Raw genomic sequence first — 15,099 nt, 5'->3', positions numbered from 1 at the left:
CGCTCGGCGCCGTACGAATCGACTCGACTAGTAGGAAGGTGACTCGTGGACTCGTTCAATCCCACCACCAAGACCCAGGCCGCACTGACCGCCGCCCTGCAGGCGGCCTCCGCCGCGGGCAACCCGGAGATTCGTCCGGCGCACTTGCTGGTGGCGTTGCTGGACCAGACCGACGGCATCGCCGCGCCCTTGCTGAAGGCCGTCGGAACGGATCCGGCGGTCGTGCGCAACGAGGCACAGGCCATCGTGGACCGGCTGCCGCAGGCGACCGGCGCCACCACCACACCGCAGCTGGGCCGCGAGGCGCTCGCCGCGATCACCGCGGCGCAGCGCCTGGCCACCGAACTCGGTGACGAATACGTCTCCACCGAGCACGTGATGGTCGGTCTCGCCCAAGGCGACTCCGACGTGACGATGCTGCTCACCAAGTACGGCGCCACCGCCGACGCGCTGCGTGCGGCGTTCACCGCGGTGCGTGGCAGCGCCCGGGTGACCAGCCCCGATCCGGAGGGCAGCTACCAGGCGCTGGAGAAGTACTCCACCGACCTCACCGACGCCGCCCGCCACGGCAAACTCGACCCGGTCATCGGCCGGGACACCGAGATCCGCCGGGTGGTGCAGGTTTTGAGCCGTCGCACCAAGAACAACCCGGTGCTGATCGGCGAGCCGGGTGTCGGCAAGACGGCCATCGTCGAGGGGCTCGCCCAGCGCATCGTGGCGGGCGACGTCCCGGAGTCGCTGCGCGGCAAGTCCGTCGTGGCGCTCGACCTCGGCGCGATGGTCGCGGGCGCGAAGTACCGCGGCGAGTTCGAGGAGCGGCTCAAGGCCGTGCTTGAGGACATCAAGAACAGCGCGGGCCAGATCATCACGTTCATCGACGAACTGCACACCATCGTCGGCGCGGGCGCCACCGGTGAATCGGCGATGGACGCGGGCAACATGATCAAACCGATGCTGGCCCGCGGCGAGCTGCGCCTGGTCGGCGCGACCACGCTGGAGGAATACCGCCAGCACATCGAGAAGGACGCCGCCCTGGAGCGGCGCTTCCAGCAGGTGCTGGTCGGCGAGCCGTCGGTCGAGGACACCATCGGCATCCTGCGCGGCATCAAGGATCGCTACGAGGTGCACCACGGTGTGCGCATCACCGACTCCGCGCTGGTCGCCGCGGCAACGCTGTCGGACCGCTACATCACCTCCCGGTTCCTGCCGGACAAGGCGATCGACCTGGTAGACGAGTCGGCCTCGCGGTTGCGCATGGAGATCGACTCCCGCCCGGTGGAGATCGACGAGGTGGAGCGCGCGGTGCGCCGCCTGGAGATCGAGGAGGTCGCCCTCGCCAAGGAGACCGACGAGGCCTCCAAGCAGCGGCTGGAGAAGCTGCGCGCCGAACTCGCCGACGACCGGGAGAAGCTCAATCAGCTGACCACCCGTTGGCAGAACGAGAAGAGCGCGATCGACCAGGTGCGCACGCTCAAGGAGCAACTGGAAGCGCTGCGCGGCGAATCCGAACGCGCCGAGCGCGACGGTGATCTGGGCAAGGCGGCCGAACTGCGCTACGGCCGGATCCCCGCGCTGGAGAAGCAGCTCGCTCAGGCCGAGCAGTCCTCGGCCACCGCGGGCGACGGCGAGGTGATGCTCAAGGAAGAAGTCGGCCCGGACGACATCGCCGAGGTGGTGTCCTCGTGGACCGGCATTCCGGTGGGCCGGATGCTGGAAGGCGAGACCCAAAAGCTGCTGCGCATGGAGGAGGAGCTGGGTCGCCGCGTGGTCGGTCAGACCGAGGCGGTGCAGGCGGTGTCCGACGCGGTGCGCCGGGCGCGCGCGGGTGTCGCCGATCCGAATCGCCCGACCGGCTCGTTCATGTTCGTCGGCCCGACCGGCGTCGGCAAGACGGAGCTGGCGAAAGCGTTGGCGGACTTCCTGTTCGACGACGAGCGCGCCATGGTCCGCATCGACATGAGCGAGTACAGCGAGAAGCACTCGGTGGCCCGGCTGGTCGGCGCCCCGCCCGGCTACGTCGGTTACGACCAGGGCGGTCAGCTCACCGAGGCGGTGCGGCGCAGGCCCTACACGGTGGTGCTGTTCGACGAGATCGAGAAGGCGCACCCGGACGTGTTCGACATCCTGCTCCAGGTACTCGACGAGGGCAGGCTCACCGACGGCCAAGGCCGCACGGTGGACTTCCGCAACACCATCCTCATCCTCACCTCGAACCTGGGTGCGGGTGGTGACCAGGAGTTCGTCATGAACGCGGTGCGTTCGGCCTTCAAGCCGGAGTTCCTCAACCGCCTCGACGACGTGGTCATGTTCCACGCGCTCGACGAGGAGCAGTTGGAGCAGATCGTCGACATACAGCTCGATCAGCTGCAGAAGCGCCTGGCGCAACGCAGGCTGAAGCTGGAGGTCAGCGATTCGGCTCGGTTCTGGCTCGCCGTGCGCGGTTACGACCCCTCCTATGGCGCTCGTCCGTTGCGCAGGCTGATCCAGCAGGCCATCGGCGACTCCCTCGCCAAGGAGTTGCTCGCGGGCGAGGTCACCGACGGCGACAGCGTCAAGGTGGCCGTCAGCCCCGACGGGGACGGTCTGATCGTCGGAAGGTGATGAGCGAGCAAGCGGCCCCGCGCGTGCGGGGCCGCTTACCCTGGAAGCCATGACCAACCCGAACGATCCCTGGGGACAGCGGCCGGAGGATGCACCGACCGAGCACCTGGGTCCGCCGGGCAAGTCCGGCTACGGGGGCCCGGCGCACACCACGGCGTATCCCGACGCGTACGGCGCCGGCGCTCCGTCGGAATATCCCCCGACGGAGCAGTACGGATCCTGGGGCCCACCCCCGACGAACGCGACGCGCGCGTTCCCGTCCTACGACTCCCAGTGGGCCGCCTATCCGGACACCGCTCCGGGTGCGGCGGGGCCGCCCGGCGGCGCGATGCCGCCTGCCGGGGGAGTGCCGCAGGGACCACCACCGCAGCCGCCGCGGCGCAACACCGGTCTGTGGATCGCCCTCGGCATCGGCGTCGTGTTGCTCATCGGTGCGATCGGGGTGGTCTCGGGCGTGCTGCTTGGCGCAAGCGATTCCGGCTCGGCCGACACCGCGGCGGCACCGACGACGCGCGTCACCACGAGACCGGCGCCGGGAACCAGGAACGCCCAGCCGACCCCACCGAGCGGGTTGCCCAGCGTGCCCGGCCTCGGCGATGCCGACGGGCTCGGCGCGACCATGGGCACCATCACCGCGAACGACGGGGGCACCCTGACGGTGAGTTCGGTGATGGGCAACACCATCACGGTGCGCACGGACGCCAAGACGCAGGTGATCGCCTTGTCGGGCACGAAAGTATCCGATCTCGCCACCGGTGAGCTGGTGCTGATCCAGGGCGACAAGGCCGCGGACGGATCGATCCAGGCGAAGGTCATCATCGGTACCTCGCTGCCCGGCGGCGGACGATGAGCCGCGCCGGGCGCGGCCCGCGCGAAGCGCCGGGGGTAATGACGGACCATGTCCGGCCGGGACCATTAGGCTAGGCGTCGATGACGGCAATGTGGTTCGGGTTGGCGGCGATCGCGCTCGTGGGTGCGATCGTGCTGCTGTATTTCGATCGGCTCCAGCGTCAGCGGACCGGTCACGCGCGACAGGTGTGGGCGAAGTCGCAGGGCTATACCTATGTGTCCGTGGAACCCGCGCTGCCGTCCACGTGGCGGCGGGGCGCGCTGACCAAACTGGGCTATCTCTCCGCGGTCGACGTGGTCTCCGGCATCCGCAAGGGCGAGAAGTTCGTGCTGTTCGACTTGGAGGACTCCGCGACGCTGGTCGCGGTCCGCCGCCAGATCGGTTCGGACATCGACGTGGACATGCGGCTGAAGACGGCCGCGCCGCCCAAGGACCACGATCTGGAACTGCTCGGCGCCATCGGTGATCGCGTGGTGTTCGCGACCAATCCCGAAATCGCCAGGCATGCGGTCGATCAGCGCATGGTCGCGTTCATCGAGAATCTTCCGGACTCCGTACAGATGCTCTGGAGCGAGGGCAACTGGACGCTGGGCATGCTGCTGGTCGGCACCACCCCGAAGGACTGGGAAGGCGCGATCGACGCGGTGCTGCGCCTGTCCGGCCTGCTGCACGTGCTGCCACCGGTCAGCGAGCCGCACTTCGACGACGGCGGCCCCGAGCCGGGCCGCTCCCGGCCTCGCGAGCGTCAGCGGGGCGAGAACGTCCGGGGCCCCGAGGACGACGCGGGCGACCGTGCGCGCCCGGAGGCCGAAGGCGACGAGCGGTCCGATGAAGACTCCCACGCCGGCGAGCGAGCCGAGGAGCGGGGATCGGAACCGGCGCGCCGCCCGTCGCTGGCCGTCGTGCCGAACACCCGCGCCCGCGTGCGCGAGGACGACGGGCCTCGGTCACATGAGGAACGCGACGAGCGCGCCGAGGGCCGGGCCGACTCCGAGTCGCGGCAGCGGCCCGCCGACCCGCCCGGTGGACCGTTCCATCCCGGCTTCCGCCCCTACCAGGGACCCGTGCCGAAGTGACCGGCCGCGCGCCCACCGCGGTCGGACCCGAGCGACTGCCATCGATCGCGCCGTCATGACCGAGCATCCCCGGCTGCCCGGCGCCACCCGCCCGGTGGCTTTGATCACCGGACCGACCTCGGGTATCGGCCGCGGTTACGCGACCCGGCTGGCCTCCCTCGGCTACGACTTGGTGCTGGCCGCCAGGGACGAGCAGCGGCTCACCGCCCTCGCGACCGAGATGGAACACCGCTTCGGTACCCGCTCGGAGCTGCTCGTCGCCGACCTGGCCGGGGCCGAGGATCGCGAGCGGGTCGCGGCGCGGCTGGCCGACGGCGTCGAATTCCTGGTGAACAACGCCGGTTTCGCGCGGTCAGGGGAGTTCTGGACATTGCCGCCCGAGCAGTTGCAGGCGCAACTGGACGTCAACGTCACCTCCGTGGTGCGGCTCACCAGGGCCGCGCTGCCGCCGATGATCGCGGCGGCCAACGGCTGCGTCGTCAACGTGGCCAGCGTGGCGGGCCTGATTCCCGGACGAGGGTCGACGTACTCGGCGTCCAAGGCATACGTCGTATCCTTCACGGAAGGGTTGGCAGGCGGATTGGCCGGGACCGGAGTCCGGGTCCAAGCCCTGTGCCCGGGATTCGTCCGCACGGAATTCCACCAGCGAGCAGGCATCGAGATGTCCTCGCTGCCGAAAGCGTTGTGGCTGAGCGTCGACCAGGTAGTCGCCGGCTCACTGCGTGATCTGGAGAAGGGCCGGGTGCTCAGCGTGCCCGGTGTGCAGTACAAAGCGCTCACCACCGTCGCCGGAATGATCCCGCGAACCCTGGGGGCCCGGCTCAATCGCGGGCTGTTCAACGCACGCGGAAGGACTTGACATGATCGACGTGATTACCAACGACAGGGACCGGCTGGCCGCGCTGGTACGCGAGCTCGCCGTCGTGCACGGCCGGGTGACCCTGTCCTCGGGCAAAGAGGCCGACTACTACGTCGACCTGCGCCGCGCGACGCTGCACCACGGCGCGGGCCCGCTGATCGGCAAGCTGCTGCGCGAACTCGTCGCGGACTGGGACTTCGACGCCGTCGGCGGCCTGACCATGGGCGCGGACCCGGTGGCGCTGGCCGTGCTGCACGCGCCCGGCCGCCCGATCGACGCCTTCGTGGTGCGCAAGGCCGCGAAGTCGCACGGCATGCAGCGCCAGATCGAAGGCCCCGATGTCGTGGGCAAGCGGGTGCTGGTCGTGGAGGACACCACGACGACCGGCAATTCGCCCCTGACCGCGGTGCGCGCGTTGCGCGCTGCGGGCGCTACCGTGGTCGGCGTCGCCACCGTCGTCGACCGGGAAACCGGCGCCGACCAGGTGATTGCCGCGGAAGGTCTGGAGTACCGGTCGATCCTCGGCTTGAAGGATCTCGCCCTGGGATAGCCTGGAAGAGGTGTAAGTCTTCGAAGGTGAAGGGTCGTGTGAGTCTCCAGTGGTGAGCATTGCAGTCAACAGGAGCCGCGAGAACGTCGCGATGCTCGGAATCGGCGCTTACCGACCCGAACGCCTGGTCAGCAACGCGGAGGTCTGCGAGGTCCTGGATTCCACCGACGAGTGGATCTTCGAGCGCACCGGCGTCCGCAACCGGCGCTGGATCAGCGGTGACGAGACGCTCCGGTCGATCGCGGCGGCGGCGGGCGAGCGCGCGATCGTCAACAGCGGCGTCGACCGGTCGAAGATCGGCGCCGTGATCCTGGCCACCTCCAGCTGGCTGACCCTCACCCCGCACGGCGCGCCGCAGGTGGCCTATGACATCGGCATGAACGGTGTCCCCGCTTTCGACCTGACCTCCGGCTGCGGCGGCTTCGGATACGGCCTCGGCGTGGCCGCCGACATGATCCGATCCGGTTCCGCCGAGTACGTCCTGCTCATCGGCGCCGAGACGATGACCGTCGGACTCGACCCCACCGACCGCGGCACCGCGATGATCTTCGGTGACGGCGCGGGCGCGGTCGTGGTCGGCCCGAGCGACGAGAACGGCATCTCGCCGACCGTGTGGGGCAGCGACGGCGAGAACGCCGCAGCGATCATGCAGGACATCGATTTCCTCGAGTACATGCAGCGCGCTCAGGCCATGCAGGGGCTCGACCCGGCGGTGGATCCGGTCGGCCGGATGTCGCTGCGGATGGAGGGCCCCCGCGTCTTCCGCTGGGCCGCGGTCACCCTGCCGCGCGCGCTGTCCACCGCGCTCGAGGTCTCCGGCGTGGCCAAGGAGGACATCGAGGTCTTCGTCCCGCATCAGGCCAATGCCCGGATCAACGAGCTGATGAAGAAGAATCTCGGGCTGGCCGACGAGATCCCGATGGCCAACGACATCGAGAACACCGGAAACACCTCCGCCGCGTCCATTCCGCTCGCGATCGAGGAAATGCTGGTCACCGGCAAGGCCAAGGGCGGGCAGACGGCGTTGCTGCTCGGCTTCGGCGCGGGGCTGAGTTACGCGGGACAAGTCGTCACGCTGCCGCCCGCGCCCGCCGAGCCGAGCTTCTGACCATGCGGCCGTTCCGAGCCGGATATCTCGCGGCGGCGGCGCTCACCGTCTTCGGCGCCGTCACCGGGCGGGAGAAGGCGCAGTGGATCGCGAAGCCGCTGCTGATGCCGCTGCTCGCGGCGGACGTGGCCACCGAAGGCCGAGAGCTGCCGTCCACCGAGCGCACGGTGCTGATCGGGTCGCTGGGCGCGGCCACGGTCGGCGACATCCTGCTCATCGATCCGGACGACGATCGCAGGCTGATCGCGGGCGCCTCGTCGTTCGCGGTGATGCAGGCCGGATACTCCACGCTGTGGTGGCGGATGGGTGGCAGGCCCGCCGCCGGGGTGGCCGTACCGCGGGTGGCCGCCTGGCTGGGTGCGGCCGGGTTGCTGCGGAAGAAGGCCCCTTCGGTGGCCGCGCCGCTGACCGCGTACGGCGTCACCTTGGGTACCGCGGCCGTGCTCGCGTCGGACCCTGCGCTGGCGCCCGCGACGAAAAACATTGCGGGAGTGAACATTCCCGGTACCGATCCGCGCAGCCGCCTCGGCATCGGAGCGCTGCTGTTCACCGTCTCGGACGGGCTGATCGTGCTGCGGCGGTTGTTCGCGCGCGGCGAGCGGACCCGGCGGGTGGCCGAAGGCGTGATCCTGGCGACCTACGCGGCCGCGCAGTACCTGCTCGCCGATCCGAAAGCGCACGTGAAGCCGGTGCTCACAGCACCAGAATGATGCGATCCCGGTTCGCCGGGTCGACGCGGATGGAGAGGATCTCGCCGACCGCGAGCCGGGGTTTGTCGGCCGGGGTGGCGTCGAAAACCACAGTGCCGCGGTAACTCTCGGAGCCCGGTACGGTCAGTTCCAGATCCAGCTCGGTGAGCTCCGTGTAATGGTCGGTGCGCTCGAGTGGGTGCACGCCCTCGACGGTCGCCCAGCCTTCCAGCCCGTGCCGCCACAAGCGGCGATCCGCCTTGGACGGCCGTCCGGCGAGCATCATCCCGATGCCGACGCACGAACCGAACAACCCGACCAACGCCACGATCTGATACGGCACCGTCCCCGGCGGCGTCCGATGCACCACCCACCCCAACCACAGCGCCAGCAGGATCAGATACCCGGCGGTCACCCCGAGCACCGTGCGCAGTATCCGCTCGTGATCCATACCAGCCTCCACCCCGAGTGCCAGACCTCCAGGATAGGCCCGGAACGGGCGGTGGAAAGCGCTATCGGCCCGCTCGGCTGCTGGTCAGCGCGGGGAGGTCGATTGTGATCGGAGTTCCGGCAATGTCGACTGTCACGATGCCGGATTGTTCGGCGACGAGTTCGTAGTCGCGGCCGATGAGGTGGTAGGCGGCAAGGCTTGTGGGTTTGTCGAGGTCGATCAGCCAGTAGTATTCGATACCCGCCTCGGCGTACTCGAAGAATTTCGTCACTCGATCGGTACGTCGTGAACCGGGCGACAGAATCTCCACGGCGAGCAGCACGTCGGCCGCATCATAGCGCGGCAGGTTGGCCTCGATACCAGCTTCGGGCACCACGAGAATGTCCGGAACTCGGATGGTCGGCACCGAGCCTGCGTCGATCACCACTTCGGTATCGGCCAGCACGCCGTGGGTGTCGGGCAGTTGCGGTTCCAACTGCGGGCCCAGCCGCAAGACAGCGCGCTGATGTTGCGACACCGGCTTCGGTGACACAACCAGAACCCCCTCGACAAGCTCGTAATTTCGGCTGCTGTCCTCCGGCAGCGCAATCCAGTCCTCCAGGGTCAGCAGATGATCAGGCCAGTTCACGTCGACGGTCATCGCTTCCTCCCCTCCCCGCACGGATACCGCGTTGGGGCCAGTCTGGCATAACGTGCCGACAAACCACAGCGCCGTCAGCCCTTGAGTCGCAATACCGCCAGAACCCTGCGGTGGTGGGTGTCGGAGGGCGGTAGGTCGAGCTTGAGGAAGATATTGCCGATGTGCTTTTCCACCGCCCGCTCGGTGACGGTCAGCGCGGCGGCGATGGCGCTGTTGGACAGGCCTTGGGCCATCAGCTCGAGCACCTCGCGTTCGCGCGGGGTGAGGCGGGCCAGCGCATCCTGCTGACGTGAGGCGCCCATCAATTGACTCACCACCTCCGGGTCGAGCGCGGTCCCTCCGGTGGCCACGCGGTGCAGCGCGTCCACGAAGTCACGGACGTCGGCGACCCGGTCCTTGAGCAGGTAGCCCACGCCGCTCGCGCCACCGGCCAGCAATTCCGTGGCATAGCGGGTCTCGACCCACTGGGAGAACACCAGTACGCCGGTCATCGGGTATTTGCGGCGCAATTCGATGGCGGCCAGAAGCCCCTCGTCGGTGTAGCTGGGCGGCATCCGCACGTCCACCACGACGACATCGGGGTTATGTGTGCCGACCACGTCGGCGAGAGTGGTCGCGTCGCCGACCATGGCGACCACCTCGTGGCCGCGTTCGGTCAGCAGCCCGGCGAGCCCGTCGCGCAGGATGGCGCTGTCCTCGGCGATCACGAGGCGTAGTCCGTCACTCATCGTGACCCCGCCAGCGGCAGCAGAATCGTCACCACCGTCGGCCCACCGGCCGGGCTGTGCACGGTCAGCGTCCCGTCCACGGTGCGGGCCCGCGCCGCGAGGCCGGACAACCCGCTGCCCGCGCCGAGCGCGCCGTCGACGGGCGTCATCACGCCGCCGATACCGTTGTCCCGCACTGTTACCGCGATCGTCCGCCCGTCACCCGGCAGCGCCGAGACCCACGCGCTGGTGGCCCGCGCGTGCCGCACCACGTTCGTCAGCAATTCGGCCACCGAGAAATACGCGATCGCTTCGATGGCCGGAGTGGGCCGTTCGGGCAGATGCACCCGCAGCTGCACCGGCACCGAGCAGCGCGCCGCCAGCGTCTCCAGCGCCGGTCCGAGCCCCAATTCCAATGCGGGCGGGTGGATTCCGCGCACCAGTTCGCGCAGTTCGGTCAGCGCCTCCTTGGAACCCGCGCGCGCCTCGGCGATGAGGTCGCTGGGATCGCCGCCCGCGGCCAGCCGATCCTCCGCACGGCCCAGCGCCATCGCGATGGTGACCAGTCTGGCCTGAGTACCGTCGTGCAGGTCGCGTTCCAGTCTGCGCAGCGTGGCCGCGGAGTCCTCGACGGCGGTGCGCCTGCTCTCCTGCAACTCGGTCACTCGGCGATCGCGGGTCGTCGCGCCGAGCAGCGCGATCGTCAACAGCCCGTGCAACCAGCAGACGCCGCGCAGCAGCCAGGGCAGCGCCAGGCAGCCGAGCGCTCCCACCAGTGCGAACGCCAGCACTTTCGGCCAGCTGTCGAGGTAGAGACCGCCGAACTGGACCATCGACTGGTGCTCGACACCGTTCTCGTCGACATTCGTCGGGCGGATCAGTGCCCATGGGATCGGGGAGAGCGCGGTGAACATGGTCATCGCCACCCCGACGAGCACCAGGTAACCCACCGCGACGCCGAGCACCGCCTGCGCGAGCAGGAACAATGCCGCTCGCCATGCCGCCCGATCGGTGAAGGCGCTGCGGAAGAATCCGATCAGGCCGGACGCGGGTGCGAACGGCGGGGGCGGCGCGACGACGATGCCGAGCAGATCTTTGGCCAGGGCGCGGTAGACCCGGCCCCACAGCCGTCCGCCGAGCAGCACGCCTGCCAGCACCGGCAGGCCGATGACCGTGATCGCGAGATACAGCCCGCCGCCGAAGCCGAGGAACAGGTAGGCGACGGCCAGGCAGCCAAGCACGAAAACGGTGAGAACGTAGACGAGTTCCTTCCAGAACCGGGCGCGCACGGGTGCGAGCAGGACCGATCGAAGGACATGCTCTTCCGGTTCTGGCGCACTGGCCGGCGCGTCGAACACGAGGGTCGGTTCGGTGTGTGTCTCGGTCATGGAATCCATGGTGGTCGCGGCGATTCCGGGGGTCGATGGAGCCGACCGCCGAAAAAGTGGTGTAGGCAGCCACACCTACTACGATCCTGCTGATGAGCTACCCGCCGCAGCCGCCGCCGTACGGCTATCCAGCCTATGGGGCCTACGGAGCACCGGACCACCCGCAATCCACCACGATCTTGATCCTGGGCATCCTGAGTCTCGTGCTGTGTCAGTTCATCGGACCTTTCGCGTGGGTGATGGGCAAGCGGGCGCTCAACGAGATCGACGCGTCCGGTGGAACCATCGGTGGCCGGGGGAATGTCAACGCGGGATACATCTGCGGCATCATCGCGACCGGGCTGCTGTGCGTGAGCCTGCTGTTCCTGCTGTTGATGTTGGTGCTCGCCCTGGTCGGCGTGTTCGCGGGAAGCTCGTCCGGCTACTGAGCCACGCGTCGCGGGCGCGGTGCCCGGAATTAGCATCATGAAGGTGAGTCACCCAGCGCCGGACGCGGCGGAGCAGGATCTACCCGGCCCGACGGAGTGGGGCGAGCACCCCAACGGCGTCGGTCCGTGGGCGAGCGAGCACGCCGAGCCGCCGCCGGATGATCCGCGTCTCGATCCCGAACTGCTGGCCGGTGGCGACCGCCGCAACGTGGTCGACGCCTACCGCTACTGGAGCCGCGAGGCCATCGTGGCCGATATCGACCGGCGTAGGCACCCGTTCCACGTCGCGATCGAGAATTTCGGGCACGACGCGAACATCGGCACGGTGGTCCGCACGGCGAACGCCTTCGCCGCCGCGGCCGTGCACATCGTCGGGCGTCGGCGCTGGAATCGCCGGGGCGCCATGGTGACCGATCGCTACCAGCACATCCGCCACCACGCCGACATCGGCGAACTGCTGGCGTTCAGCGAGCGCGCGGGCCTGACCGTGGTCGCCGTCGACAACGTGCCGGGTTCGGTGCCGCTGGAGACGGTTACGCTGCCGCGCGCGTGCCTACTGCTGTTCGGCCAGGAAGGCCCCGGTGTCACCGACCATGCCAAGCAGGCCGCCGTGATGACGGTGTCGATCGCGCAGTTCGGCTCGACCCGCAGCATCAACGCGGGCGTGGCCGCCGGGATCGCCATGCACGCCTGGATCCGGCAACACGCCGATCCGGCGACCGCATGGTGAGCGCCGGACCCGCGCACGATCGTCTGAGCTGGCGATCTTCGCCCCCGGAAGCCCACCGGCACGATTCCACATCGCTTTCGTAACAAATCGGGCGCATAAATGCGTTCTGGCCTGGCACCATTGACCCATGACCTCGCGGAGCGACGATATCGAGGTGCCGAGCGTGGAGCACGCCGAGACGGGCTCCGCGGCACCGCGTCCGCCGACCGGCCGGGCACCGGCGGGCCGGGAGGCCGTCGCGCCGGCGACGCTGTGGTCCGAACGGGCCGATATGGCCGAATCGTCGATCATCTCCCGGCATCTGCGCGCGCTGTGGGCGCTCCCTGGCACCGAACTCGGTGTGGTCGGTTGGCCGGCGACCAAGCGGGAGCGAATCTTCGGCGCGTGGCACTACTGGTGGCAGGCGCATCTGATCGAGTGCGCGACCGACGCCGCGAATCGGGCGCCGACTCCGCTGCGCCGCAGGCGAATCGCCGCGCTGGCGCGCTCACACCGCATCCGCAACATCACCGGCTGGACCAACCGTTACTACGACGACATGGCCTGGCTCGCCATCGCGCTGGAACGCGCCGAGCGCACCCAGGGCACCGACGTGCGCAGCGCGCTGGTCGCGCTGGAGAAGCAGCTGCACGACGGCTGGCAGCCGCAGGTCGGCGGCGGCCTGCCCTGGCGCATCGGCTCGGACTACTTCAACGCGCCCGCGAACGGTCCTGCCGCGATCGCGCTGTTGCGCCTCGGGCGCGTCCAACGCGCGCAGGAGATGTCCGACTGGCTGGACGCGACCCTGCGCGATCCGGAGACCGGGTTGATCCTGGACGGCATTCACCTACCCTCCGGCGAGATCGAGCGTCCCGTGTTCAGCTACTGCCAGGGTGTGGCGCTCGGCCTGGAGACCGAGCTCGCCGTGCAGACCGGCGAACCCAGGCACACCGAACGCGTGCACCGGCTGCTCGCGGCCGTCGAGGAACACATGACCACCGACGGTGTGGTCGACGGTGGTGGCGGCGGCGACGGCGGCCTGTTCAACGGCATCCTGGCCCGATACCTGGCGCTGGTCGCGGTGATGCTGCCGGGCGAGGACGCCCAGCAAATCGCCGACCGCCGCGCGGCCGCCGCTATCGTCACCGCGTCCGCCGAGGCGGCGTGGGCGAACCGGCTGCAAGTCGAGGGCGAGCCACTGTTCGGGCACGACTGGAGCAAGCCCGCGCGACTGCCCGGCGGCAGCGCGGGAGCTGGTTACCTCACCTCCGGCGGCTCGGTCACCTCGTCGAAAGTGCCGGGACGCGACATGTCGGTGCAGTTGTCCGGCTGGCTGCTCATGGAGGCGGCCTACCAGGTCAGCGCCGCTGGGCTGTGACCGAGGATCAGCCCTCGGGCTCCAGCACGGCGCTCGGAGCCGTTTCCAGCGCGAAGTCCTCGGCGGGTTGCGACATCTCCTGCCGGTAGTGCCGCACGCCGAGCGCCGTCCCGATGATCAGGCCCACCACCAGCGTGCCGATCACGATCGGCATCAGCCATTGCACGCGCTGCAGGAAGCTGCCCGCGTAGTACCCGATGAGCAACAGCACCGGCGCCCAGACGATCGCGCCGATCGTGCTGGCGACTGTGAACTTGCGGTGGTCCATCCGCGCGGCGCCCGCCACCGAGGGGCACAGGGTGCGCACCCACGGGATCCACCGGGCGATCAGCACCGCGACGAAGCCGTGCCGATGCAGCAGCTCCGCGACGCGTTGCAGGTTGCGGACGTTGATGTATCTGCCGTTCTTCCTGGCCACCAGGTGTCGTCCGGTGCGGTGCCCGATGACGTAGCCGACCTGATTGCCCGCGATGGCCGCGACCATCGCGCCCACCGACAGCGCCCAGACGTGCGTCTCACCCGAGGCGTGCGACGCCATCACGATGCCCGCGGTGATCAGCATCGAGTCACCGGGCAAGAACAGCCCGAGGATCACCGCGCACTCGAGGAAAACGAAGGTCAGCACCACCGTCCAGACGAGCGCGGGGCCCGCCGACAGTAGCGGATCGAAACTGCCCACGGCTAGGGGCGACGATTCCGTCGTCACCGGCTTCAGCGGGTGGACTCGCTGGTCGAGGCGGGCAGCTTCGCCTCGGCCTGCTCTTGCGCCTGCGCATTGCGGCCGAGCAGCTTCTTCGCCACCGCGCTGATGCCGGGCAGGATCGATACGAAGACGATGAGCAAGAAGATCGCCTCGACGTGGTCCCGGATGAACGCGACGTTGCCCAGGAAGTAGCCGAGCACGGTGACGCCGCCGCCCCACAGCAGCGCGCCGACGATGTCGAACGCGACGAACTTGCGGTAGTCCATCTTGGAGACACCGGCCAGCACCGGCATGAAGGTGCGCACGATCGGCACGAAGCGGGCCAGGATGATCGTCTTCGGCCCGTGCTTTTCGAAGAACTCGTGCGTTTGCGTCACGTAGTGCTTCTTGAAGAAACGGGTGTCCTCTTTGTGGAACAGCGCGGGCCCGATCGCCCGGCCGATCCAATACGCGCACTGGTCTCCCGCGAACGCGACCAGGACGACGGCGGGCACCAGCACCCAGATCGACACCGGCGGATTCGGCTGCGCGGCGAGCAGGCCGCCGGTGAACAGCAGCGAGTCGCCGGGCAGGATCGGGAACAGCAAGCCGGTCTCGATGAAGACTATGACCAGGATGGCCGGCAGCACCGCGTCCTTCAGCCACGTCTCCGTGAGCAGGTGCATCGGATCGAGCAACTCGGTCAACGCGAGGTTACTCGTCACCGATTCTGTCGCTGCCTGCAGAATCACGTGGCCTCCTGTCCCGATACGGCTGGCCTGCATCGCTTGCCACCGCGTCGGAAGCTGCCAGCGCAAATTACCGGCCCCACAGTACCGGCTCCACCTGAAAAAGCTCGTGCTGTGCGCAAAATTACCGGCGGGTCAACTGCGCCCTCCCTCCCTGCATACCAGGCGAAACACCGCTGCCTTAGGGTGAAGGCTGACAAAATAGGTCTTTGCCGCACAACACGGAGGTCTTAC

General features: G+C 68.9%; 16 protein-coding genes. 10 read left to right on the top strand and 6 right to left on the bottom strand.

Features of this window, described 5'->3' with window-relative positions; genetic code table 11:
* The first annotated feature begins 45 nt into the window (after positions 1-45).
* The 7 genes from clpB (at position 46) to ACL03I_RS01370 (ending at position 7,754) form a co-directional block, all read left to right on the top strand.
* Positions 46-2,601, top strand: coding sequence for an ATP-dependent chaperone ClpB (gene clpB / locus ACL03I_RS01400; protein ID WP_355071504.1), 2,556 nt, complete (start codon positions 46-48; stop codon positions 2,599-2,601).
* Between the two features lie 49 nt (positions 2,602-2,650).
* A complete protein-coding gene (locus tag ACL03I_RS01395) occupies positions 2,651-3,451 on the top strand; it encodes a DUF5666 domain-containing protein (RefSeq protein WP_355071506.1) in 801 nt (266 codons plus the stop codon).
* Between the two features lie 80 nt (positions 3,452-3,531).
* A complete protein-coding gene (locus ACL03I_RS01390) occupies positions 3,532-4,527 on the top strand; it encodes a type III secretion system chaperone family protein (RefSeq protein ID WP_412804930.1) in 996 nt (331 codons plus the stop codon).
* 55 nt (positions 4,528-4,582) lie between these two features.
* Complete coding sequence (locus ACL03I_RS01385) at positions 4,583-5,386, top strand: SDR family NAD(P)-dependent oxidoreductase (protein ID WP_356962847.1); 804 nt, start codon at positions 4,583-4,585, stop codon at positions 5,384-5,386.
* 1 nt (position 5,387) lies between these two features.
* Positions 5,388-5,936: an orotate phosphoribosyltransferase gene (gene pyrE / locus ACL03I_RS01380; RefSeq protein WP_355071509.1), complete on the top strand. Its 549-nt coding sequence runs from the start codon at positions 5,388-5,390 to the stop codon at positions 5,934-5,936.
* A 49-nt stretch (positions 5,937-5,985) separates the two neighbouring features.
* Complete coding sequence (locus ACL03I_RS01375; RefSeq protein ID WP_355071511.1) at positions 5,986-7,044, top strand: beta-ketoacyl-ACP synthase 3; 1,059 nt, start codon at positions 5,986-5,988, stop codon at positions 7,042-7,044.
* A 2-nt stretch (positions 7,045-7,046) separates the two neighbouring features.
* Positions 7,047-7,754 carry a lysoplasmalogenase gene (locus ACL03I_RS01370; RefSeq protein ID WP_355071513.1) on the top strand — a complete coding sequence of 236 codons (708 nt, stop codon included), beginning with the start codon at positions 7,047-7,049 and terminating at the stop codon, positions 7,752-7,754.
* Here the strand turns inward: ACL03I_RS01370 and ACL03I_RS01365 are convergent.
* The 4 genes from ACL03I_RS01365 to ACL03I_RS01350 all read right to left on the bottom strand — a co-directional run bounded on the left by ACL03I_RS01365 (position 7,738) and on the right by ACL03I_RS01350 (position 10,919).
* Complete coding sequence (locus tag ACL03I_RS01365) at positions 7,738-8,184, bottom strand: hypothetical protein (protein WP_355071515.1); 447 nt, start codon at positions 8,182-8,184, stop codon at positions 7,738-7,740. The genes ACL03I_RS01370 and ACL03I_RS01365 overlap by 17 nt on opposite strands.
* Positions 8,185-8,245: 61 nt before the next feature.
* Positions 8,246-8,824, bottom strand: a complete 579-nt coding sequence (locus ACL03I_RS01360) for a Uma2 family endonuclease (RefSeq protein WP_356962844.1) — start codon at positions 8,822-8,824, stop codon at positions 8,246-8,248.
* 74 nt (positions 8,825-8,898) lie between these two features.
* Positions 8,899-9,552 (bottom strand): response regulator transcription factor, encoded by a 654-nt coding sequence (locus ACL03I_RS01355; protein WP_355071518.1) that lies wholly within the window; start codon positions 9,550-9,552, stop codon positions 8,899-8,901.
* Positions 9,549-10,919 carry a sensor histidine kinase gene (locus tag ACL03I_RS01350; RefSeq protein WP_412804929.1) on the bottom strand — a complete coding sequence of 457 codons (1,371 nt, stop codon included), beginning with the start codon at positions 10,917-10,919 and terminating at the stop codon, positions 9,549-9,551. Before ACL03I_RS01350 ends, ACL03I_RS01355 begins: the two co-directional genes overlap by 4 nt.
* 92 nt (positions 10,920-11,011) lie before the next feature.
* On the opposite strand from ACL03I_RS01350, the gene ACL03I_RS01345 reads away from it, so the two are divergent.
* The 3 genes from ACL03I_RS01345 to ACL03I_RS01335 all read left to right on the top strand — a co-directional run bounded on the left by ACL03I_RS01345 (position 11,012) and on the right by ACL03I_RS01335 (position 13,434).
* Positions 11,012-11,347, top strand: a complete 336-nt coding sequence (locus ACL03I_RS01345) for a DUF4190 domain-containing protein (protein WP_356962841.1) — start codon at positions 11,012-11,014, stop codon at positions 11,345-11,347.
* Between the two features lie 37 nt (positions 11,348-11,384).
* A complete protein-coding gene (locus tag ACL03I_RS01340) occupies positions 11,385-12,077 on the top strand; it encodes a TrmH family RNA methyltransferase (RefSeq protein ID WP_355071522.1) in 693 nt (230 codons plus the stop codon).
* Positions 12,078-12,348: 271 nt separating this feature from the next.
* The gene (locus tag ACL03I_RS01335; protein WP_355072107.1) at positions 12,349-13,434 is read left to right on the top strand and encodes a glycoside hydrolase family 76 protein; all 1,086 of its coding nucleotides are present in this window, start codon (positions 12,349-12,351) and stop codon (positions 13,432-13,434) included.
* Between the two features lie 7 nt (positions 13,435-13,441).
* Here ACL03I_RS01335 and ACL03I_RS01330 read toward each other — a convergent pair whose 3' ends face one another.
* Entirely contained in the window at positions 13,442-14,140 is a 699-nt protein-coding gene (locus ACL03I_RS01330) for a DedA family protein (RefSeq protein ID WP_355071523.1), read from the bottom strand.
* A gap of 5 nt (positions 14,141-14,145) precedes the next feature.
* The gene (locus ACL03I_RS01325; RefSeq protein WP_355072109.1) at positions 14,146-14,802 is read right to left on the bottom strand and encodes a DedA family protein; all 657 of its coding nucleotides are present in this window, start codon (positions 14,800-14,802) and stop codon (positions 14,146-14,148) included.
* Positions 14,803-15,099: the final 297 nt, after the last annotated feature.

The sequence above is a fragment of the Nocardia sichangensis genome, from assembly GCF_047200615.1.
Taxonomy (GTDB): domain Bacteria; phylum Actinomycetota; class Actinomycetes; order Mycobacteriales; family Mycobacteriaceae; genus Nocardia; species Nocardia sichangensis.
Note: the sequence above shows the minus strand (reverse complement) of the source record. Positions and strands in the feature narration are given on the sequence as shown.

Excerpts from the sequence above, each read along its gene's own strand:
- ACL03I_RS01395 (WP_355071506.1), top strand. The coding sequence starts at position 2,651 with ATGACCAACCCGAACGATCCCTGGGGACAGCGGCCGGAGGATGCACCG.
- ACL03I_RS01390 (WP_412804930.1), top strand. The coding sequence starts at position 3,532 with ATGACGGCAATGTGGTTCGGGTTGGCGGCGATCGCGCTCGTGGGTGCG.
- ACL03I_RS01385 (WP_356962847.1), top strand. The coding sequence starts at position 4,583 with ATGACCGAGCATCCCCGGCTGCCCGGCGCCACCCGCCCGGTGGCTTTG.
- pyrE (WP_355071509.1), top strand. The coding sequence starts at position 5,388 with ATGATCGACGTGATTACCAACGACAGGGACCGGCTGGCCGCGCTGGTA.
- ACL03I_RS01370 (WP_355071513.1), top strand. The coding sequence starts at position 7,047 with ATGCGGCCGTTCCGAGCCGGATATCTCGCGGCGGCGGCGCTCACCGTC.
- ACL03I_RS01365 (WP_355071515.1), bottom strand. The coding sequence starts at position 8,184 with ATGGATCACGAGCGGATACTGCGCACGGTGCTCGGGGTGACCGCCGGG.
- ACL03I_RS01360 (WP_356962844.1), bottom strand. The coding sequence starts at position 8,824 with ATGACCGTCGACGTGAACTGGCCTGATCATCTGCTGACCCTGGAGGAC.
- ACL03I_RS01355 (WP_355071518.1), bottom strand. The coding sequence starts at position 9,552 with ATGAGTGACGGACTACGCCTCGTGATCGCCGAGGACAGCGCCATCCTG.
- ACL03I_RS01350 (WP_412804929.1), bottom strand. The coding sequence starts at position 10,919 with ATGACCGAGACACACACCGAACCGACCCTCGTGTTCGACGCGCCGGCC.
- ACL03I_RS01345 (WP_356962841.1), top strand. The coding sequence starts at position 11,012 with ATGAGCTACCCGCCGCAGCCGCCGCCGTACGGCTATCCAGCCTATGGG.
- ACL03I_RS01340 (WP_355071522.1), top strand. The coding sequence starts at position 11,385 with ATGAAGGTGAGTCACCCAGCGCCGGACGCGGCGGAGCAGGATCTACCC.
- ACL03I_RS01335 (WP_355072107.1), top strand. The coding sequence starts at position 12,349 with ATGGCCGAATCGTCGATCATCTCCCGGCATCTGCGCGCGCTGTGGGCG.
- ACL03I_RS01325 (WP_355072109.1), bottom strand. The coding sequence starts at position 14,802 with ATGCACCTGCTCACGGAGACGTGGCTGAAGGACGCGGTGCTGCCGGCC.